The sequence below is a fragment of the Sphingobacterium gobiense genome, assembly GCF_002980575.1.
Lineage (GTDB): Bacteria > Bacteroidota > Bacteroidia > Sphingobacteriales > Sphingobacteriaceae > Sphingobacterium > Sphingobacterium gobiense.
The window spans coordinates 909,398-929,919 of sequence record NZ_PVBS01000001.1 but is presented as its reverse complement, the minus strand read 5'-3'; the positions used below and the strand labels follow the sequence as shown (position 1 = coordinate 929,919).

Below are 20,522 nucleotides of genomic sequence, written 5' to 3'. Positions count from 1 at the left end.
GACTAATCTTTAATTATGAAATATTTATCTCCATGTCGGACGATTAAAAAGCAGATAAAAAGGAAAGGAATGCAAGCTAAGGGATGCTTAATGGTAATCAAGCAGGCGATTGTAGTAATAGTGCTATTATCGCTTACGCCTTATATTGCCTCGGCGCAATATTTCGGGCAAAATAAAATGCGTTATAAGAAGCTAGATTTTGATGTGAAGGAAACGCCTCATTTTGAAATGTACAGCTACCTTAAAAACGATAGTATGATGACCTGGTTGGCGAAAGAATCAGAAGTCTGGTATAACATGCACCAGCAGGTCTTTCAGGATACGTTTTTACGTAAAAATCCGCTTATTATTTATAACAATCATCCGGAGTTTCAACAAACGACCGCCATATCTGGAGAAATATCTGTCGGTACGGGAGGTGTAACAGAAGCGTTTAAGCAGCGCGTAGTGATGCCGATTATGCAAATTAACCATCAGACGAGACACGTATTAGGACACGAGATGGTTCACGCTTTCCAGTTCCGCATGTTGATGGAAGGAAGAGATACCACACGTTTGGAGAATGTAGGTAATATCCCTTTATGGATGGTGGAGGGAATGGCGGAGTATCTATCTATTGGAAAGAAAGACGCTTTTACAGCGATGTGGATGCGCGATGCATACGCTCGTAATGATATCCCATCGTTAAAGCAACTGACGGAACAATCGTACAATTATTTTCCTTATCGTTATGGTCAAGCATTTTTGGCCTATATTGGCGCTACTTACGGAGACACTGTCATCATGCCGATGTTTATGGAAACGGCTAAATACGGTTATGAGATGGGGATACGTCGAGTTTTTGGTTACGATGCACAGACCATGTCGACGTTATGGCGAAATACGATGGAGTCTACTTTCAAAGCGCTAAATAAAGATACGACTTCCCGCCCCATCGGACAGGCTCTGATTACTTCCAAAAACGCAGGTCGTATGAACGTAGCGCCGGCAATTTCGCCCGATGGACGCTTAGTCGCCTTTATGTCGGAGAAAGATCTTTTTGGTATTGATCTCTTTTTGGCTGATGCGCAAACCGGCAAGATCCTAAGGAAACTCGGAAGTCGAACAACGAACAAAGACATTGATGAATTTAGCTATTTGGAATCGGCAGGAGACTTTTCAGCGGATAGTCGATATTTCGCTTTCAGTGTATTTAGCGAAGGGAAAAACAAATTGATGATCATCGACGTGCAAACCGGAAGAACTGTTGCTCTTGAAGCGATGAGTGACATCGTGGAATTTACAAATATCAACTTTGCTCCTGATGGCGACCGTGTAGCGTTTTCAGGATTGAAAGAAGGACAGAGTGATATTTACATCTATAATTTCAGGACCAAAGAACTGGAGCAATTAACGAATGATAGGTATTCCGATTTCCAACCCAGCTTTTCGCCGGACGGAAAAGCTATCGTTTTTAGCACGGACAGAATGTCGTTAGAAAGTGCTTCCCGTTCTGTCGATATCCCGATGGGAATGGCGATGATCGATGTGGCTACGAAGGAAGTTAAAACCATCGATATTTTTCCAGGAGCGAACAATTTGAATCCACATTTTTCGGGGAATGGAACTTATATCTATTTCCTGTCCAATGGAGACGGTTATCGTAATATGTTTCGCTACTCATTAAAGCAGGCAACCGTAGAACGGCTTACCGATTATTTTACAGGCATCAGTGGTATTACGGAGTATTCACCAGCAATGAGTATATCGAGCAACGATGACATTGTTTACTCGTATTTTAAAGGTAATCAATACAGTATCTATAAAGCAAACGCGTCAGACTTTGAACCCGAGGTAATCGATGCCAGTGCTTCTGATTTTACAGCGGCAATGTTGCCGCCGAATGTAGATCGTGGAGTCAATATAGTCAATACAAATTTGCAAAGTTTTAATGCCTATCGGCGGATTGATACCGCGCTGATAAGACCGGTTCCTTACCGTTCGAAATTTAAGCTTGACTATTTAGCGAATTCGGGCGTCGGAATGACCGTCGGGACACGTTACGGAGCTGGAATGGCAGGTGGTATTTTTGGTATTTTCTCTGATATTCTTGGTTACAATCAGATTTATTCTACTTTGAATATCAACGGAGAGGTACAGGATTTTGGTGGGCAGGTAGCGTATGTGAATCAACGGAGCCGTTGGAATTGGGGTGGTTCTTTTTCACACATCCCTTATCGTAGCGGGTTCCGGGCGTATGAAATGGACGATTTGGGTAGGGGTGATGAATTGATACTCAGTGACTACATTATCCGTCAATTTGAGACACAATTAGATGCTTTTGTGGCGTATCCGTTTAATAGGCATCACCGCTTCGAAATAGGAGGTGCATTGGCACGCTATGGTTATAGCGTGGAAAAATGGCGTCAAAGTTATTTCAGTTTTGGTTTCGTAGATCGCCAGAGGTTATCGAACGAAGAAGCAATGGATTTATTGGGCTTTAGCCTAGATCCGCTAGTTATGCAGCAGGTCAGTACCGCTTTTGTAGGTGATAATTCTATCTTTGGTTTAACGTCTCCAATACAGGGGTTTCGCTACCGCGTATCTGCAGGGCAATATTTCGGTGACATCAATATGCAGGTATACAATATCGATGTACGTCGTTATCTACGCTTTAAACCGGTAACTATAGCAGCACGTGCCTATTCCTATATCCGTTCGGGTGATGATGCAAACCGCTTGCGCGGCAACTATATAGGTTATCCGTTTTTTGTGCGGGGGTACGATAACCTAAGTCGTGACCGCGTTGGAAATATTTCTTTTGATGACTTAATGGGATCAAGAGTGTTGGTCGGCAACTTTGAAGTACGCCTACCATTTACAGGCCCCGAGCAACTCGCTGTAGTAAAATCCGGTTTATTGTTTTCTGATCTGAATCTCTTCTTTGACGCGGGTTTAGCTTGGAATAGCGGAAATAAAATAGTGAGTAATTTAGATAAGAAACCTACAGTACCAGCACGTGATCAAAACGGAAATCTCATACCTGGGGAATATGTTTATGATAGAAATTATCGCGTGCCCGTATTTAGTGCGGGTATATCTATGCGTGTAAATTTATTTGGTGCAATGATTCTGGAACCGTATTATGCGATACCCTTTGTGTCGTCGCGAACGAAATTCGGTACGTTTGGATTAAACTTCATGCCGGGCTGGTAGTCCAATAAAAGGACGTGAAGGTAGATTAGTAGTTTAAGGAAGGTTGTTAAAAGGTCGTTGTTTAGCATTAAGCATAAACAACGACTTTTTCGTTATTCAGCCTCTTTCTATAGGATGAAGAAACGTTAAGATTAAGCCAATTCGGATTTTTTAGACGGATAAGTTTTTCCCGCTGCATCCTGGTGAAATGTCTTATTGTATCGCGGTAGGAAAGCGCTTTCTCTTTGCTTTGGAAGATTTCCATATAAACCACGTTGCTTAGTTTAGGCGAACCGTCAAATAGGACGGAAGAGGTGTGATGTATCTCCTGTAAGCGAGCGGGCATATCGGTGCAATATCCAACTTCTAAATATGCTCGGTTACTATCTGTAATAATATATACAATATGTGATGTCATGCGCTAATTGATACTTATGTACTAATAAATTTGGTTGTCTGTTTATTATTTACTAATTTTATTGGCACAATAATACTAATTAATTTAGTAAATAAAAATTTTTTAGAAAAATATGTCGAATATAGCATCGAATCTTAAGTTTTTGAGAAAGAAAAAAGGTTTAACGCAACAGCAATTTGCTGATGTGCTAGAGATAAAAAGAGCGTCTGTAGGCGCTTATGAAGAAGACCGGGCAGAACCAAAATATGAACTGCTAAGAAAAATAGCGCAATTTTATGATCTCACTATGGATGAACTCGCTAATGATGTTATTGACGAAAAATGGCGGCCTCAGCCTAAAAGTAATGCGTCAAATTTGCGGGTGTTAAGTATAACTGTAGATGGAGATGAGCGGGAAAACATTGAACTGGTGCCAGTTAAAGCTAGTGCGGGTTATTTAAATGGTTATGGAGACCCTGAATATGTTGCGGAACTGCCCAAATTTTCGCTTCCTATGTTTAAACAGGGAACGTATCGTGCTTTTGAGATCAAGGGTGATTCGATGTTGCCTCTTCCGTCAGGAAGCGTTATTATTGGAGAGTATGTTGAAAACTGGCACGATATCAAACCCAATCAAACCTATATTGTAGTTTCCAAAGAAGATGGTGTAGTCTACAAACGTATAGCGTACAAATTTAAAGAGGAGAAGGGGTTGAAGCTCGTTTCGGATAACAAGACGTACGAACCGTATTGGGTAAGTTCAGAAGATATCATTGAGATTTGGAAAGCAAAGGCATTTATCAGTACAGAACTACCTGGACCCAGCCCCGAACCTACAATGGAAACGCTAACGTCGATGATGGCACAAATGCAAAAGACAATTAAATCTGTTGTAGATAACAAATAAATGCTATTTGTTTTTTTAAATAATATATGTATCTTTGTACAATCTGAATAAGAGGGGGCATCATATGCCCCCTTTTTTAATTCAATTATCGAAAAGGTTTAATTCACGTATCGAAATAAGATATGCAAATAGAGGAAAGAGTACGCGAACTAGTAGCGGAAAAAATATCGGATCGGGGGGATTTGTTTATTGTGCGGATAAAAATGCATAATAGTGGTCTTTTGGAGATATTGATGGACGGCGACAATGGAATAGCTATTGAGGATTGCGTTCAAATTAGTCGCCATGTAGGGTTCCATTTGGAAGAAGAAGATGTAATCGATCGTGCTTATCGTTTGGAGGTTTCTTCCCCAGGTATTGATACGCCGCTGTTATTGCATCGGCAATACCAAAAGAATATCGGACGAAGCGTCCGAATAAATAGTTCAGAAGGGGAGAAAAGAGAAGGTAAACTGATCGTCGTGAACGATAAAAGCGTAGTGATAGAAGAAGTAAAAAAAGAAAAGGGGAAAAAAGCCGTAACACAGGAAGCCGAAATCCCTTTAGATAATATAACAGAAATAAAGGTGTTAATTTCATTTAAATAAGAATGAGCAGCAATATCAATTTGATCGACTCTTTCCAAGAGTTCAAAGAATTCAAAAATATCGATCGTCCGACCGTTATTACAGTACTGGAAGAGGTGTTCCGCAGCATGATACGCAAGCGCTTTGGAACAGATGAGAACGTAGACGTAATTGTAAATCCAGATAATGGGGATTTGGAAATTTGGAGAACACGTGTAGTAATGGAAGACGGATTTTCCGAAGATGATGATTTAGAAATCGAATTATCAGATGTACATCAGTTTGACCCAGATTTGGAAGTGGGAGACGAATATATTGAACAAATCACGTTGGAAAGCTTTGGTAGGAGAGCTATTTTGGCTGCACGCCAGACACTGGTTTCGAAAATACTGGAACTGGAAAAAGATGAAGTTTTTAAAAAATATAAAGACCGTGAAGGTGAATTGGTCATAGGTGAAGTATACCAGATATGGAAGAAAGAAATATTGGTATTGGACGAGGACGGAAATGAACTAATCCTTCCCAAAACCGAACAGATTCCAGCTGACTATTTCAAAAAAGGCGATAGTATTCGTGCAGTGGTGCTGAAGGTTGATATGATGAACAGTAATCCAAAAATCATCATTTCGCGAACCGCCCCTGAATTTTTACAACGTTTATTTGAATTAGAAGTGCCCGAGATTTTTGATGGGCTCATTACAATTAAAAAGATTGTTCGCGAGCCGGGAGAAAGGGCAAAAGTTGCGGTAGAATCTTATGACGACCGTATCGATCCTGTAGGCGCATGTGTGGGTATGAAGGGATCTCGTATACATGGTATTGTGAGGGAATTACGCAATGAAAATATTGATGTGATAAATTACACCTCAAACAACACGCTATATATCACACGTGCTTTGAGCCCTGCGCGTATCTCTTCAATTAAGATTGATGATGAGAATGATACGGCAGCTGTGTACTTAAAGCCGGATCAAGTATCTCTGGCTATTGGTAGAGGAGGACATAATATCAAACTTGCCGGTAAATTGACTGGTTATGAGATTGATGTGTACAGAGAAAACGACGAAGTAGAAGAGGATGTGGACATCGAAGAGTTTGCAGACGAGATCGACAGCTGGATTATCGATGAATTAAAACGTGTCGGGCTTGATACAGCAAAATCAGTTTTAGCACTGACAGAAGCAGAACTGGTTAGACGGACCGACTTAGAGGAAGATACTATACGCGAGATACTCCGTATCCTCGAAGCTGAGTTTGAATAAGGTTTCGCCGTATCTACACACTGAAAAAACAATTGGGCTGAAATTGTTTTTTCAATGTAAAAAAACATATTTTTGTAGTATTAAAATTATAGAAGGTAAATATTAGATGGCAGAAGGAAAAAGCATAAACTTGCTAAAGGCAGCAAAAGAACTTAATATTGGGATAGGTACAGCTGTTGACTTCTTGGTTAAAAAAGGATTTGATGTGGAATCAAAACCTAGTACTAAGTTGTCCCCAGATATGTATACTGTCCTTCTAAAAGAATTTCAAGGAGACAAAATCGTAAAAGACGAAGCGAAACAAATTGTTATCGGTAAAATTCGTCGTGACGAGTCGGCTGCTGGAACAGGTGGAGCGAATCCTACGGAATCTAGAGAAGATTTTCAAGAAGAAGATAATGCGACGTCTAAGGAAGTTCTAATTAAGGACACTGGTTTGCCCGTCGCGGCAGAGCCCGCGCAGCCCGTATCGGAAGAACCTGCTGCCGAAGAAAAAGAAGCGAGTCTCAGCCCGTTAAAAGTCGTTGGAAAGATTGATTTAAATAGCCTTAAACGAGGCAAGCCAAAAAAAGAATCCGAGAAAGAGGAAGTAGCAAAAGAAACATCCCCGAAGACAGCGGAACCGGAAACCAAACCTGTTGAACAGGAAGTGAAGAAAGAGGAGGTTAAACCTGTGGTGGAACAGCCGAAAGCTGAAACACCTAAGCAGGAAATTACACCTAAAAAAGAAGATAAGGAGGTTCTGCAGCCGAAAGAGAAACAAAAACAAGAAATAAAAGCAGAGCCTGCGGCTGACATGAATAAAGAAATTGAAGAAATTAAACCTCCGGTAAAGCAAGAACAAAAACCTGTGGTATCCGAAAACCCTCATAGAGACGTGATACGAGCGCGTTCCGAAACATTGAGTGGTCCTAAAGTCGTTGGAAAGATTCAACTTCCTGTAGAACGTAAACCTGTTGCTTCGTCCTCTGGTCCGTCGCATAACAATGATAACAAGCGCAAACGCAAACGTTCAAATAAAAACACGCCAGTCAATCCAAACGCCGTAGCAGGACAAAGAAGTGCAGGCGAAGGAAATGCTAACCGCGGTACTGGCTTTAACAAGGGTGGCGGACAAGCTGGTCCTAGGCAAGGGCAGGGGCAAGGAAACCAACAACATGGACAGGGAAAAGGACGTCATGACCACCGTGGGAAGGGACGTCATCAGGAAACGCCGAAAGAAGAGCCCTCAGAAAAAGATATTCAAGATCAAATTAAGGCAACTTTGGCGCGTTTAAGTGGTGCTGGTAAATCAGGTAAATTTGCACAACGCGCCAAATTACGCCGGCAGAAGCGTGATGATATAGCACTTTCCGCGGAAGAGGCTGCAATGGAGGAGGCTGCACAATCTAAAATTTTACGTGTTACAGAATTTGTGACAGCAAACGAGTTGGCGAATTTGATGAATGTGCAGGTTACACAAATCATTTCTACCTGTATGAGTTTGGGTATGTTTGTATCCATCAATCAACGCCTAGATGCTGAAACTTTAGCGATTGTCGCCGATGAGTTTGGTTATCAAGTAGAATTTATTAAGCCAGAGGATGAAGAGGTTACGGAATTAGAGGAGCTAGATACCGAGGCTAACTTAATTCCTCGTGCGCCAATTGTAACGGTAATGGGACACGTTGACCATGGTAAAACATCCTTATTGGATTATATCCGTAAGGCGAACGTAACAAAAGGCGAAGCCGGTGGTATCACGCAGCACATCGGGGCATACGCTGTGAACTTGGAAGACGAGCGTAAAATTACATTTTTGGATACGCCGGGTCACGAAGCCTTTACAGCAATGCGTGCACGTGGTGCGAAGGTAACGGATATTGTTATTATCGTTATTGCCGCGGATGATGCTGTCATGCCGCAAACAAGAGAGGCTATCAATCACGCCCAAGCGGCCGGTTCTCCCATCGTTTTTGCCTTCACAAAAGTAGATAAACCGGGTGCCAATGCGGATAGGATAAGAGAGCAATTGTCGGGTATGAACATTCTGGTTGAAGACTGGGGTGGTAAGTATCAAGCACAGGAAATATCAGCAAAGACAGGAGAGAATGTAGACTTATTGTTGGAGAAAGTGCTGTTAGAAGCAGAATTATTAGAACTGCAGGCGGATCCAAAAAAACGTGCCGTAGGTTCGGTCATCGAAGCCGCATTGGATAAAGGTCGTGGTATAGTCACAACTGTACTCGTACAAGGCGGTACATTACGCGTTGGAGACCCCATTCTTGCTGGCTCGCACTCAGGTAAAGTAAAAGCCTTGACGAATGAACGCGGTGAGCGTGTGAAAGAAGCAGGCCCATCTGTACCTGTACAGATCTTAGGCATGTCTGGTGCACCTACCGCTGGAGATAAGCTATATGTAATGGAAAGTGAATCGGAAGCTCGTCAAGTGGCGAATAAACGTTTACAATTGCAGCGCGAACAAGGTATGCGTGCTACTAAACACATTACTTTAGATGAAATCGGTCGTCGTTTAGCCATCGGAAACTTTAAAGAATTGAACGTTATTGTCAAGGGTGACGTAGACGGTTCGATAGAAGCATTATCTGACTCTTTACTGAAACTATCTACCGACGAAATCCAAGTCAATATTATTCACAAATCGGTGGGAGCCATTTCGGAATCCGATGTACTATTAGCGTCTGCTTCAGATGCCATCATCATTGGTTTCCAAGTTCGCCCAACTCAAGGAGCTAAGAAGCTGGCAGAAAACGAACAAATAGACATTCGCCTGTACTCTATTATCTACGATGCTATCGACGAACTGAAGTCGGCTATGGAAGGTATGTTGGCGCCGAAATTTGAAGAGAAGATTGTAGCAGAAGTCGAAATTCGCGAGACATTTAAAATATCTAAAGTGGGCACAATTGCTGGATGTATGGTTCGAGAAGGTAAGATCAACCGTAACAATGATATCCGTGTCATCCGCGATGGTGTTGTGATCCACACAGGTAAATTAGCTTCATTGAAACGTTTCAAAGATGATGTTAAGGAAGTGTCGCAAGGGTATGAATGTGGTTTGAATATCGACCGTTTCAATGATATACAAGAAGGTGATATTGTGGAAGCCTACGAACAAGTAGAAGTTAAACGTAAACTTTAATACTATTTACGTATTGATAATATAATCCCGGCAGGTTATTGTCGGGATTTTTTATATCCCATAGAAGCTATCTATTTGTTCATTTTCAAGAATAAAGTTATTTTTAAACATGTATAAATTTGAGATTTCCAATATTATATATCAGCCTAATGACACCGTTACGTTAGTATTTAGAGACTTATCAGGAGTTTATCCAAAGCCCAAGGCAGGGCAATTTTTGACAGTATCTTTTACATTCGGAGAAAGAGAGGTTAGAAGATCTTACTCTTTCAGCAGCTCCCCTGATGTAGACGAAGCACTCGCCATCACCGTAAAGAGAGTGGATAATGGCGAAATTTCTCGCTTATTGCATCATCAAACAGCGGTGGGCGATATTGTTAACGTTCTGGAACCGCAGGGACTGTTCTATTATGAACCCCATATGGACAAAGAACGAACATTGTTTCTTTTTGCCGCAGGAGTCGGTATAACGCCACTTTTCTCTATTTTGAAAACTGCGTTAATTGCAGAAAACAAGACTAAAGTCGTGCTTGTGTATAGCAATAGGTCAACGACAAGTACGGTGTTTTACGCTGAGTTGTTAGAATGGAAAACTCGGTATCCTGACCGATTGGAAGTCGTGTGGATATTTTCTAGTTCGAAAAATCTTTTGCACGCACGGTTAAATAGGGAATATCTAATTCGTATCGTGAAGGAACAAATGCCTGAACATGGCGACGTATTATTCTTTACTTGCGGCCCCGTTTTCTATATGGATTTAGTGCGGTTTACCTTATTGGGTATGGGATTCTCTGACAACCATATAAAGAAAGAAACGTTCCATTTCCCTGAAGAAGAGGAAGACGAAGATGAGAAAGAAGAAGAACCTGTGGATATGACGTCGTATAATATCAAACTTCGTCTTCAAGGTAAAGAGTATGATCTAGTTATTCCGTACAATAAGACCGTATTAGATGTAGGATTAGAACATAAAATTAAACTACCATATTCGTGTAAGTCAGGCATGTGTAGCACCTGTATCTCGCAATGTACATCAGGAAGTGTACGTATGGATTACAATGAGGTATTAACGGATAGGGAGGTGGAAAATGGACGTTGCTTAATCTGTGTTTCGCATCCCTTGGAAGAAGGTACGGTGATTGAAGTGCTTTAGCCTATCGCTTCCGTAGAATGTACATAAGAAAATATATTAGTCAATAAAATCTGATAAATGGAGCGTTCTGAAAGTTGAAATGAATAAAAAATCCATAAAAAAAATTACAGGAATTCCGCATTTTGTTTATATATGTTTCGGGGCAATTTTGCTTCTTGCAAGCTGCTCGCCAAAGTTAAGCACGACGGGCAGGGAAGTTCGGGAGAAAGGCAATGCTTCATACTATGGAGGTAAATTTCACGGGAGAACCACCGCTAGCGGCGAGCGATTCAATCAAAACGCAATGACGGCGGCCCATAGGACTCTCCCTTTTGGCACCAAGGTGACAGTAAAGAACTTGAACAACGGCAAGCAGGTGGTAGTGAAGATCAATGATCGGGGGCCATCGTCCAAGTTACGAATGATCGACCTTTCCCAGGGAGCGGCCAAGAAAATAGGGATGATCCAAGCGGGCGTTGTGCCGGTGGAACTACGATATAACAGTGGAGCCGCCTCCGGTAAAAAAATCAAGATGAAAAAACGACGAAAATAAAAAAGGACAACAGACTCTGCTGTATCTTACTTCCTTTTTTGCGTTAAAATCTGTACCTTTAGACGTATTTTTAAGATAGGCGTACCATAAGCACACGTTTATTATCGTTCATCGCATATTAATAATATTTCAACAGAAAATTATGTCATCCAAAATCATTTACACAAAGACAGATGAAGCGCCATTATTGGCAACTTATTCGTTTTTACCCATTGTTCAAGCTTTTGCAAAAACAGCTGATATCGAAGTAGAATTAAGAGACATTTCTTTAGCCGGGCGTATACTAGCTAATTTTTCGGAATACTTAGCACCAGAGCAAAAAGTGTCTGATGCATTAGCAGAATTAGGCCAGTTAGCAACTAAACCGGAAGCAAATATTATCAAATTACCGAATATTTCAGCATCTATTCCGCAATTAAAGGGAGCAATTGCCGAGCTACAAAAAGCAGGTTATAATGTGCCGAATTATCCAGACGCACCCGCCAATACGGAAGAAGAAGGAATTAAGGCAACGTATGCAAAAATTTTAGGTTCAGCTGTGAACCCTGTTTTACGTGAGGGTAATTCGGATCGTAGGGCTCCAAAAGCCGTGAAAAACTATGCTAAGACTAATCCACATAGTATGGGCTCATGGTCGGCAGAGAGTAAAACAAAAGTGGCATCGATGTCTGAAGGTGATTTTTATGCAACGGAAAAATCGCTTACTGTAGATACGGATACACAATTCAGGCTTGAATTTGTAGGAGAGGATGGAAGTATAAAAGAGCTAAAAGGCCTAGCGAATTTAAAAGAGGGAGAGGTGATTGATTCGTCAGTGATGAATTTGGCCAAACTTAAAGCTTTTGTAGCGAATGCTATTAAGGATGCTAAGACTACTGGTGTGTTACTTTCGGCCCATTTGAAAGCTACGATGATGAAGGTCTCTGATCCTATTATATTCGGCGCTATTGTAGAAGTATATTTTGCAGATGTTTTTGCGCAATATGGAGAATTGTTCACTACACTGGGTATTAATAAGAACAATGGCTTAGGTGAAATCTATAGCAAGATTGCAGGCCACCCGCAAGAATCAGAGGTAAAAGCAGCTATTGAAGCTGCCATCGCGGACGGGCCTGATTTGGCTATGGTGAATTCGGACAAAGGTATAACCAACCTACACGTTCCATCAGATGTAATCGTAGACGCTTCTATGCCGGCGATGATTCGTACATCTGGACAGATGTGGAATAAAGAAGGAAAACAGCAAGATACGATCGCTATTATCCCAGACCGTTCCTATGCCGGTGTTTATGCGGCCGTGATTGACGATTGTAAAGCAAACGGCGCTTATGATCCGAAAACAATGGGTTCTGTTCCCAATGTTGGCTTAATGGCACAAAAAGCAGAAGAATATGGTTCTCATGATAAGACTTTCCAAGCGACCGCTAATGGCGCCATTCGTGTTGTCGATGCATCTGGCAATGTATTTATGGAACAAGCTGTGGAACAGGGGGACATATTCCGTATGTGTCAGACCAAGGACGCACCCATACAAGATTGGGTAAAATTGGCGGTAAACCGTGCTCGCCTATCGGACACGCCTGCTGTTTTTTGGTTAGATGAAAATCGTGCACACGACCGTGAAATTATTAAGAAAGTAAATAAGTACCTGTCCGATTTTGATACTACCGGTTTGGATATCCGCATATTGTCACCGATTGAAGCAGCTAAATTCTCTGTGGAGCGTATCCGTAAAGGGTTAGATACAATTTCCGTAACGGGAAATGTACTACGCGATTATTTAACAGATTTATTTCCAATTTTGGAATTAGGCACTTCGGCAAAAATGTTATCTATTGTTCCGTTGATGAATGGTGGCGGTCTGTTCGAAACAGGAGCAGGGGGGTCTGCACCTAAACATGTAGAGCAGTTTGTGAAAGAAGGGTATCTTCGTTGGGACTCTTTAGGTGAATTCTTAGCATTGGGGGCTTCTCTTGAACACCTTTCGCAAACACAGGGAAATGCTAAGGCCCAAGTTTTGGCAGATGCATTGGATGTGGCAACAGAAAAATTCCTTGCAAATGATAAATCTCCAGCTCGTAAAGTGGGACAAATTGATAACAGAGGTTCTCATTTTTATTTAGCATTATATTGGGCGGAAGCTTTGGCTAATCAGACGAAAGATGCAAATTTAGTTTCTAAATTTAGTAGTTTGGCGAAAACATTAGCAGAAAATGAAACCAAAATCAATGAGGAATTAATCGGCGCACAAGGCCAACCACAGGAGATTGGTGGATATTATTTTCCTGATGATGCCCTAGCTTCAGAAGCGATGCGTCCGTCGTCGACATTGAATGTTGCGATAGATTCTTTTGGATAAGGTTAAGATTAACGTTATATAATAAAAAAAGCCGGTCTTTTGGACCGGCTTTTTCAATTGTTCTATTATAGATGTATTAGAAATAAAACTGTACACCCACTGTTGGTGCTAGTGAATTAGCGTTTAAACCAAATGAGTTAACAGTTGTTTTAGCAGAGCCACCTTCGGGATCTGTGATATTTGAATTAAAGTATAAACCTCTTACTTTAAATTCCAAACCAATTTTTGATGTAGGGAAATACGCGATACCAGGAGCTAATTCCACGCCATAGTTACTGATATTGGCAGTTTTTTCATCATTAACTTTTTGATTTCCCCAAGACATTGGAACTGAAAGCTGTCCAAAGAATCTCACTGGGCCATTAGCTGAATACCATCTACCGAAAGGAGCAACAGCAAAAGCACTGTTGGTACGTTCTGTAACATTCGCTTCCGCATCATATTCGCTTTTATTCCATTGATAACCTAAACCAACTCCTACAGCGATATTGTCGGATACGAAATAACCAGCAGATGGCATAATATTAAACGAAGTAGACTTCAAATCAGTGTCTTTTACCGATTCGGTATTAAATCCTAGCCCACCTCCAACAACAAATTTACCTTTTTCTGTTTGTGCTTGTGAAGCAAAAGTTAATGCAGCGACAGCTGCCAGGGTTAAATAAAATTTTTTCATGTTACTTTAATTTATTTATTTTTATAATTTGACTTTTTATCAAATTCATTCAGTTATTCCAATACTCGTGCCATTGGTAACACGAAATTGTCATTATATTGTTTGTTTATACAACTAGCTGATTGATAAAGTCTTTTACTTTAATTATATATTAAATATTCAATAACAAAATATTATTATGTTTCGGAAAGAATCATTTAATAGGCGTTTTGGCATAGGAAAGTTAAATTGTCAGTGTAAGAATGGCAGACCGCGTGATTGGAAGCGCTACAACGTAGCGTTTGACGTCGCCGAACGGCTACACCTCGACGATCAAGTAGAAATCGTTCGAATGTTCCTTTCGTAACACGGGAAGGGCGACGTTGTACACCGGTATTTTAGTAGTGGTAGAACCGCAGAGCTTGCCCGCGTGTGCATGTCCGTGAAAAGCTGCAGAAACTTGACGCCGAATAAGTGGTTCAACAAGGTGCGAGGAACCTAAGAAGGGAAACAATTGTTCTGGTTCGCCTCGGATTGTCTCCTTAATAGGAGCATAATGTAAGAGAGCAACTTTTGGCAACTCTGGATATTCTTGTTCAAGACGTGTAAGTGCGCGGTCTAATTGTAGCGATTCGTTAACTACCTCGTGTACATATTGCTTCATCATATCTTCTCCAAATATAGAAAGCATATATTGGTCAAAACCTCCGCCGAATCCTTTTATGCCAGCAAACCCCACGTTCCCAACAACCGTAGATTCGCCATCTAATATAATCATATTATGTTCTGCAAGAATTTGTTTGATAATCTTCTGCCGTCCCTTTTCATAATCATGGTTTCCTAAAACACCGATTACGGGAATTTTTAAGATATCTAGTTGTTCGCCGAGAATCTTCGCTTCGTCCTCATCGCCTGTATCCGTCAGATCACCACAAATCACCAAGACATCTGCTTCTTCAGACACCTGTTCAAAAGCCGAGCGCAAACTGCCATGGTCGGTTATTTTAGTATGGATATCTGCCATGGCGGCAATTTTCGTTTTTTTCTTTTTTGTCATGCTATCAAATAGTTGTTATCGTATAGGACTTATAATCCCACTCTTTAATATCTACTTCGTACTGGGTCTGATCGATTAGGGGACCTCGACACACTTTTTCTAACGGAGGCGGAAGATCATACTGTTCCCCTGCGCGGGCCATAAGTTCGTCGAAAAGCCATCTAGGGATAATGTCGCGGTAATCGGCAGGATATACGAACTGGAAGGTCAGAAGTTGTGCTAATAACAAGTGCCAGTGCGGGCTTAAGCGTTGTAGCAATAGTTTCCAATTCACATTTATTCCATATTTTAGAAGGATGTGGTTGATATCGGCGCTGTCGTTACGCTCCCGATTCTGTACGTATATTTTGCACCAAATAAGCTCCTCCACCGGTATAAATTGTACAGGTACGCCAACAAATGTTCCTGTCGATGCTCTTTCGTGCCAAGAATCATCTACCGTGCAAATATTACTAACGGTATCAAAAATAATATCGATAAAATATTCATCATGAAAAACTTTTGCGAGCCAGCGAGCGTCAGTTAGTTCGGTTTGGTAACCTTTGGCAGCGAAAAATTTCAATATTTTTGGGTATTCACTACTTTTACAAAAGATATCTAAATCTTTAGTATCGCGGAAGATCCCTGTATAATGGAACATAGCAAAAGCTCCGCCTAACATAAATTGGCATTCGCTGTCAAGTAATAATTGGAGCGCGTCTCGATAGAATGCTTCCGACGCTTGCTTCTGTTTCTCAGTTGTTATCATATATAATACTTTGTATTTTGAACAACCGGCATGCGTTTTTGTTCCATGGTCAACCAATCTTATCTCGACCTCGTATTATATATATAAAGAAAAACCCCGGAGAAATCCCGAGGTTTTATCAATAGAATGAAATTTATTTATTCAAAATATTCTTTAATGCGTTCGAAGAACGACTTCTCACTTTTACCTGGTTGTGGTTTAAAGTTTGCCGATCCTTTCAGTTTTTCCAGAACAGAACGTTCTTCCGGAGACACGGCTTTGGGTGTCCATACATTAACATATACCAGTTGATCTCCCTTATGATAAGAGTTTACCTCCGGTACACCCTTTCCTTTTAAGCGCAGAATTTTTCCTCCTTGCGTTCCGGGATCAATCTTGATTTTTGCTTTTCCGTCAATAGTAGGAATTTCAACACTGGTACCTAGAGCTGCATCGGCAAAATTAATATACAGATCGTATATGACATTGATGCCATCACGTTTCAACGTTTCGTGTGGTATCTCTTCGATGAGGATGATTAAGTCACCGGGAACACCACCTCTAGGCGCGGCATTTCCTTTTCCACTCATAGATAGTTGCATGCCCTCACTTACACCTGCAGGGATGTTGATAGCAATTGTTTCTTCGCCTCTTTCTAACCCTTCACCACGACAGGTGGTACATTTGGATGTGATTTCAACGCCCTCACCATTACATGTCGGACACGTGCTCGTAGTTTGCATTTGTCCTAGGATGGTATTGGTCACTCTTCTTACCGAGCCTACGCCGCCACATGTTTTGCAGGTATGATAAGATGATTTGTCTTTTGCTCCGGTACCATCACAGGTGTGGCATTGTACCTGCTTGTTTACCTTGACTTTTTTCTCTACACCTTTTGCAATCTCTTCTAAAGTCAATTTCACTTTGATACGAAGATTGGTGCCACGCTGTACACGTCTACCACCTCCACTCCGGCCACCACCAAAGAAACTTTCAAAAGGATGGCCGCCGCCGAAAATATCACCAAACTGGCTGAATATATCTTCCATATTCATGCCACCACCTCCAAAACCTGAAGCCGAATTCCCCGCATGGCCAAATTGGTCATACCGTTGTCGCTTCTCCGGACTGCTTAATACCTCGTACGCTTCAGCTGCTTCTTTAAACTTCTCTTCTGCGTCTTTATCGTCCGGGTTTTTGTCCGGATGATATTTTATCGCCAACTTGCGATATGCAGACTTAATTTCGGACGCGTCCGCAGACTTTGAAACGCCTAATATATCATAATAATCTCTCTTAGCCATCTTCTTATTGACCTATTACCACCTTTGCGAAACGGATTACTTTATCGTTGAGAAAGTAACCTTTTTCCACTACATCTATAACTTTATTTTTCAACTCTTCTGAGGGTGCGGGGATGGCGGTAATTGCTTCTTGATATTCAGCATCAAAAGGCTGCCCGATAAGATTTTCCATTTCTTTTAGCCCCTCATTTGTCAATATTTTTCTAAACTTGTGATTTACTAAATCAATGCCTTGTTTTACCGATTCAATGTCTTGCGCCGTTTGCATGGCCGCCAAAGCACGGTCAAAATCGTCTAAAATAGGTAAAAGTTTAGCTAAGACATCTTTACTTGCAGATTGTATAAGATCTACACGTTCTTTAGATGTTCTTTTTTTATAATTATCGAATTCAGCAAACAGGCGTGTATATTTGTCGTTCGCATTTGCTAATTCTTGCTGTAAATGTTCTTCCGTTGTTTCTTCAGATTGGTCTATACTTTCTTCCGAAGTGGGGTCAACAGACGCTAAATTTTCGTCTTGAATATTGTTTTCCTGTTCGTTCATCATATCTATATTATAGCCTACATTAATATCCTTTTGTTGGCGTTCAATAATATTGCCAACACAAATAAAACCGACACGCTGTCAGTCTATGCTAAAATAAACTACCAAAATGTCGGCTTTATGATGTTCTGTCAGTGTGGTGATCTATATAGTTGCATTGTCATACAAAGCGGTATCAGCGGTTTTGAGAATGCGTGCGGGCATATTTTTTATAATCTGATAATCGTGCGTAGCCATCAATATGGCCGTACCTGAAGCGGCAATATCTCTCAATAAAAGCACGATTTCTTCAGAAGTGGCTGGATCGAGGTTTCCTGTTGGCTCATCGGCAAGGATAATTTCGGGATTGTTTAATAACGCTCGGGCAATAACCACACGTTGTTGCTCACCCCCAGACAATTCGTGAGGCATTTTGCGTAACTTTGATCGTAAACCTACTTTCTCCAGTACGTCAAGCATGCGGTTTTCGATCAACCCCCTGTCTGTCCATCCGGTAGCTTTCAATGCAAATTCAAGATTCTTTTCTATTGTTCTGTCATTCAATAAATGGAAATCCTGAAAGACAATACCCAGTTTTCGACGAAGATAAGGGACGTCGTTTTCATGTAGTTTTTTGAGATCGAAACCTGCTACCATTCCCTCGCCACTAGCGATGTAGAGATCGCCGTATATTATTTTCAACAAACTACTTTTTCCGGTTCCCGATTGACCGATCAAATAGATGAACTCTCCTTGGTTGATATCAAGATTGACATGGGAAAGCACTAAATGCTTTTGCTGGTATATATCTACGTTTTTTAGTTTAATAACTGTGTTGTTCGCTGCTGTCATACGTTTTATATATCAATTTTTTTTATTTGGCCGAAGGGCATTTCCGCCACAATCTGCATAATATAGTCGGTTTTTTCGCCTAAACCTATTTTTTCCAAGGACTTGTCTGGCCTATCTACTCGAAAATATGCTAATAATGTAAAAGCCTCGTCCCTTAATTGGACATAATCGGGGATCTTAGCCACACCTTTAACCTTAATAACATACATAAGAACAAAGTTATCATTTTTATTTTACCCTTAAAGGTTAAACTACTTGCCATATTGAAAAAGAAACTCCAAAACATCCACCCCGTCAGCATAATCTGTTAAGGAAGGACATTGACTACCTCCTAAAAGAAACGTCGGAATGCTTGTTTCTATTGTGGCTTCGGTAACGACACATTGTATTTGATTTGCTTTTGTTTCTAATTGGGCAACGACTTCGTGGATCTGATCGTATTCCTCGTAAAATACAGTGGCCAATGGAGAGGCCAATCTTGTATCTTCTTTGAGCAATATAAAGCCATTGTCAAGATGTTTATCGCCATTAATTAAATATATAGACTTGTTGTAGTCGTAATTGTTCACGTATTTATAATGTTCTTTAACAGAACTAAAGTATGCTATTGCTTCAAAAAACGAATTGAAGTTGTAATCACGGGGGATATACAACTTGGAAACAGAACGGCATCCGAGCCCAAAATAATCGAAAATGTCAAACCCTAGTGCTTTTAGTTGCTCGGGAGATTCCGTGCCGGTAAGAATAGCAATTGAATTTCTGTTTTTACGGATAATGTGAGGTTTCTTTCCAAAATAATAGTCAAAGTAGCGGGAGCTATTGTTGCTTCCGGTAGCAATAATTAGATCATATTCCTGCAACCGGTCTACGAATTGGATTTTCTCGGCGAATGCAGGTTCTATTTCGATAAGCTCGTTAAGTACAAAGGTTGTTAACCCGGCGTCGTCAGAAGAGCATTTAACCTGTGCATTAAAACCTGCCACAAGTACAGATAATATGTCATGGAAACCTACTAGTGGAATATTTCCAGCTAATATAAGCCCTACAGTCTTGTCGGCTTGTATATCAGGGTAGGGAGCTAGCCATCGCATGAGTTTTTCAAGTGTCAAGTTGGAAGACAGTGCCTGAAGCTGCTTTTTGGTGTTTTCCGTGGTGTACCACGGATTTTTGATAGATGCATGCTGTAACATCCTACCGATCTTTTCCTGATCGGAGGCAAGTAACTCACCTAGTGCTACAAAGGCCTCAATTCGTTGTTTCTGTGTCAAAATCTTTTAATTTAGAACCGTTCTGATTTTTTTTTGAAGTATCTTTGCGTGTCTTAAGAAATAACTACTAACTTTGTAGTATTATTTTAGGACGAGACAAAATTAGTTTATTTATTATAATTGTGAGGTGATAAATGGCAATTAAAATTACAGACGAGTGTATAAATTGCGGAGCATGTGAACCAGAGTGCCCGAATAACGCTATATATGATGCAGGAGTAACTTGGAAATTTTCGGAAGGAACTGCCTTGGATGGTGTGATTGATTTTGGAGACGGTGTAACATTGGATGCCAATGAGCCCCAAGAGGCTATTTCAAACGAAGTGTATTATATCGTTTCAGATAAATGTACAGAATGTAAAGGTTTCCATGATGAACCACAATGTGCGGCCGTGTGCCCAGTGGATTGTTGTGTAGAAGATGAAGAAGTTGTGGAGACGGAAGAAGAACTTTTGGCTAAGAAAGCATGGCTTCACGCTGAATAAGTAAAGAAATTATATTTACCGTTAAAGAATAGTAAAAGCATTACCCTGTGGGTGATGCTTTTTTTGTTACTGTAAACTCTTTATTCTCTTGTTTATCATCTGTTTTGTTAAAACGGTTTTCAGAAAGATGCTATAGGCGAAATAGCACAAAGCTTAATT

Annotated in this window: 18 protein-coding genes; 9 read left to right on the top strand and 9 right to left on the bottom strand. The window is 40.8% G+C overall.

What is annotated here, in order from left to right; translation table 11 throughout:
• Positions 1-69: 69 nt before the first annotated feature.
• Positions 70-3,195 carry a basic secretory protein-like protein gene (locus C5749_RS04185; protein ID WP_245893615.1) on the top strand — a complete coding sequence of 1,042 codons (3,126 nt, stop codon included), beginning with the start codon at positions 70-72 and terminating at the stop codon, positions 3,193-3,195.
• A gap of 67 nt (positions 3,196-3,262) precedes the next feature.
• On the opposite strand, the gene C5749_RS04180 is transcribed toward C5749_RS04185, so the two are convergent.
• Positions 3,263-3,592 carry a GIY-YIG nuclease family protein gene (locus tag C5749_RS04180; protein WP_105723280.1) on the bottom strand — a complete coding sequence of 110 codons (330 nt, stop codon included), beginning with the start codon at positions 3,590-3,592 and terminating at the stop codon, positions 3,263-3,265.
• 112 nt (positions 3,593-3,704) lie between these two features.
• Here C5749_RS04180 and C5749_RS04175 point away from each other — a divergent pair, with 112 nt between their 5' ends.
• From C5749_RS04175 to C5749_RS04145, 7 genes are all read left to right on the top strand, one after another.
• Entirely contained in the window at positions 3,705-4,478 is a 774-nt protein-coding gene (locus C5749_RS04175) for an XRE family transcriptional regulator (RefSeq protein WP_105723278.1), read from the top strand.
• Positions 4,479-4,600: 122 nt separating this feature from the next.
• Positions 4,601-5,065, top strand: coding sequence for a ribosome assembly cofactor RimP (rimP, locus tag C5749_RS04170; RefSeq protein WP_105723276.1), 465 nt, complete (start codon positions 4,601-4,603; stop codon positions 5,063-5,065).
• A gap of 2 nt (positions 5,066-5,067) precedes the next feature.
• On the top strand, positions 5,068-6,306 hold the full coding sequence (nusA, locus tag C5749_RS04165) for a transcription termination factor NusA (RefSeq protein WP_105723274.1): 1,239 nt from the start codon (positions 5,068-5,070) through the stop codon (positions 6,304-6,306).
• A 106-nt stretch (positions 6,307-6,412) separates the two neighbouring features.
• Positions 6,413-9,448, top strand: a complete 3,036-nt coding sequence (gene infB, locus C5749_RS04160; RefSeq protein WP_105723272.1) for a translation initiation factor IF-2 — start codon at positions 6,413-6,415, stop codon at positions 9,446-9,448.
• A gap of 109 nt (positions 9,449-9,557) precedes the next feature.
• Positions 9,558-10,601, top strand: a complete 1,044-nt coding sequence (locus tag C5749_RS04155; protein ID WP_105723270.1) for a ferredoxin--NADP reductase — start codon at positions 9,558-9,560, stop codon at positions 10,599-10,601.
• Positions 10,602-10,749: 148 nt separating this feature from the next.
• On the top strand, positions 10,750-11,133 hold the full coding sequence (locus C5749_RS04150) for a septal ring lytic transglycosylase RlpA family protein (RefSeq protein ID WP_245893614.1): 384 nt from the start codon (positions 10,750-10,752) through the stop codon (positions 11,131-11,133).
• A gap of 142 nt (positions 11,134-11,275) precedes the next feature.
• Positions 11,276-13,492 carry an NADP-dependent isocitrate dehydrogenase gene (locus tag C5749_RS04145; protein WP_105723266.1) on the top strand — a complete coding sequence of 739 codons (2,217 nt, stop codon included), beginning with the start codon at positions 11,276-11,278 and terminating at the stop codon, positions 13,490-13,492.
• A 76-nt stretch (positions 13,493-13,568) separates the two neighbouring features.
• On the opposite strand, the gene C5749_RS04140 is transcribed toward C5749_RS04145, so the two are convergent.
• The 8 genes from C5749_RS04140 to C5749_RS04105 all read right to left on the bottom strand — a co-directional run bounded on the left by C5749_RS04140 (position 13,569) and on the right by C5749_RS04105 (position 19,878).
• The gene (locus tag C5749_RS04140; protein WP_105723264.1) at positions 13,569-14,168 is read right to left on the bottom strand and encodes an outer membrane beta-barrel protein; all 600 of its coding nucleotides are present in this window, start codon (positions 14,166-14,168) and stop codon (positions 13,569-13,571) included.
• Between the two features lie 298 nt (positions 14,169-14,466).
• Positions 14,467-15,204 (bottom strand): metallophosphoesterase family protein, encoded by a 738-nt coding sequence (locus C5749_RS04135; RefSeq protein ID WP_105723262.1) that lies wholly within the window; start codon positions 15,202-15,204, stop codon positions 14,467-14,469.
• A gap of 4 nt (positions 15,205-15,208) precedes the next feature.
• Positions 15,209-15,952 (bottom strand): nucleotidyltransferase, encoded by a 744-nt coding sequence (locus C5749_RS04130; RefSeq protein WP_105725197.1) that lies wholly within the window; start codon positions 15,950-15,952, stop codon positions 15,209-15,211.
• 137 nt (positions 15,953-16,089) lie between these two features.
• Entirely contained in the window at positions 16,090-17,235 is a 1,146-nt protein-coding gene (dnaJ, locus tag C5749_RS04125) for a molecular chaperone DnaJ (RefSeq protein ID WP_105723260.1), read from the bottom strand.
• Between the two features lie 4 nt (positions 17,236-17,239).
• Complete coding sequence (locus C5749_RS04120) at positions 17,240-17,782, bottom strand: nucleotide exchange factor GrpE (protein WP_425443435.1); 543 nt, start codon at positions 17,780-17,782, stop codon at positions 17,240-17,242.
• Positions 17,783-17,923: 141 nt separating this feature from the next.
• Positions 17,924-18,610, bottom strand: a complete 687-nt coding sequence (locus tag C5749_RS04115) for a cell division ATP-binding protein FtsE (RefSeq protein WP_105723257.1) — start codon at positions 18,608-18,610, stop codon at positions 17,924-17,926.
• Between the two features lie 5 nt (positions 18,611-18,615).
• Positions 18,616-18,819: a fructose-6-phosphate aldolase gene (locus tag C5749_RS04110; RefSeq protein ID WP_105723255.1), complete on the bottom strand. Its 204-nt coding sequence runs from the start codon at positions 18,817-18,819 to the stop codon at positions 18,616-18,618.
• A 42-nt stretch (positions 18,820-18,861) separates the two neighbouring features.
• Positions 18,862-19,878 carry an aldehyde dehydrogenase family protein gene (locus C5749_RS04105; protein WP_105723253.1) on the bottom strand — a complete coding sequence of 339 codons (1,017 nt, stop codon included), beginning with the start codon at positions 19,876-19,878 and terminating at the stop codon, positions 18,862-18,864.
• Between the two features lie 134 nt (positions 19,879-20,012).
• On the opposite strand from C5749_RS04105, the gene C5749_RS04100 reads away from it, so the two are divergent.
• Positions 20,013-20,363, top strand: coding sequence for a 4Fe-4S dicluster domain-containing protein (locus tag C5749_RS04100; RefSeq protein ID WP_105723252.1), 351 nt, complete (start codon positions 20,013-20,015; stop codon positions 20,361-20,363).
• The last annotated feature ends 159 nt before the right edge of the window (positions 20,364-20,522 follow it).

Bases quoted from the DNA above. Each gene is read 5' to 3' on its own strand.
- C5749_RS04185 (WP_245893615.1), top strand. From the start codon at position 70: ATGCAAGCTAAGGGATGCTTAATGGTAATCAAGCAGGCGATTGTAGTA.
- C5749_RS04180 (WP_105723280.1), bottom strand. From the start codon at position 3,592: ATGACATCACATATTGTATATATTATTACAGATAGTAACCGAGCATAT.
- C5749_RS04175 (WP_105723278.1), top strand. From the start codon at position 3,705: ATGTCGAATATAGCATCGAATCTTAAGTTTTTGAGAAAGAAAAAAGGT.
- rimP (WP_105723276.1), top strand. From the start codon at position 4,601: ATGCAAATAGAGGAAAGAGTACGCGAACTAGTAGCGGAAAAAATATCG.
- nusA (WP_105723274.1), top strand. From the start codon at position 5,068: ATGAGCAGCAATATCAATTTGATCGACTCTTTCCAAGAGTTCAAAGAA.
- infB (WP_105723272.1), top strand. From the start codon at position 6,413: ATGGCAGAAGGAAAAAGCATAAACTTGCTAAAGGCAGCAAAAGAACTT.
- C5749_RS04155 (WP_105723270.1), top strand. From the start codon at position 9,558: ATGTATAAATTTGAGATTTCCAATATTATATATCAGCCTAATGACACC.
- C5749_RS04145 (WP_105723266.1), top strand. From the start codon at position 11,276: ATGTCATCCAAAATCATTTACACAAAGACAGATGAAGCGCCATTATTG.
- C5749_RS04140 (WP_105723264.1), bottom strand. From the start codon at position 14,168: ATGAAAAAATTTTATTTAACCCTGGCAGCTGTCGCTGCATTAACTTTT.
- C5749_RS04135 (WP_105723262.1), bottom strand. From the start codon at position 15,204: ATGACAAAAAAGAAAAAAACGAAAATTGCCGCCATGGCAGATATCCAT.
- C5749_RS04130 (WP_105725197.1), bottom strand. From the start codon at position 15,952: ATGATAACAACTGAGAAACAGAAGCAAGCGTCGGAAGCATTCTATCGA.
- dnaJ (WP_105723260.1), bottom strand. From the start codon at position 17,235: ATGGCTAAGAGAGATTATTATGATATATTAGGCGTTTCAAAGTCTGCG.
- C5749_RS04120 (WP_425443435.1), bottom strand. From the start codon at position 17,782: ATGATGAACGAACAGGAAAACAATATTCAAGACGAAAATTTAGCGTCT.
- C5749_RS04115 (WP_105723257.1), bottom strand. From the start codon at position 18,610: ATGACAGCAGCGAACAACACAGTTATTAAACTAAAAAACGTAGATATA.
- C5749_RS04110 (WP_105723255.1), bottom strand. From the start codon at position 18,819: ATGTATGTTATTAAGGTTAAAGGTGTGGCTAAGATCCCCGATTATGTC.
- C5749_RS04100 (WP_105723252.1), top strand. From the start codon at position 20,013: ATGGCAATTAAAATTACAGACGAGTGTATAAATTGCGGAGCATGTGAA.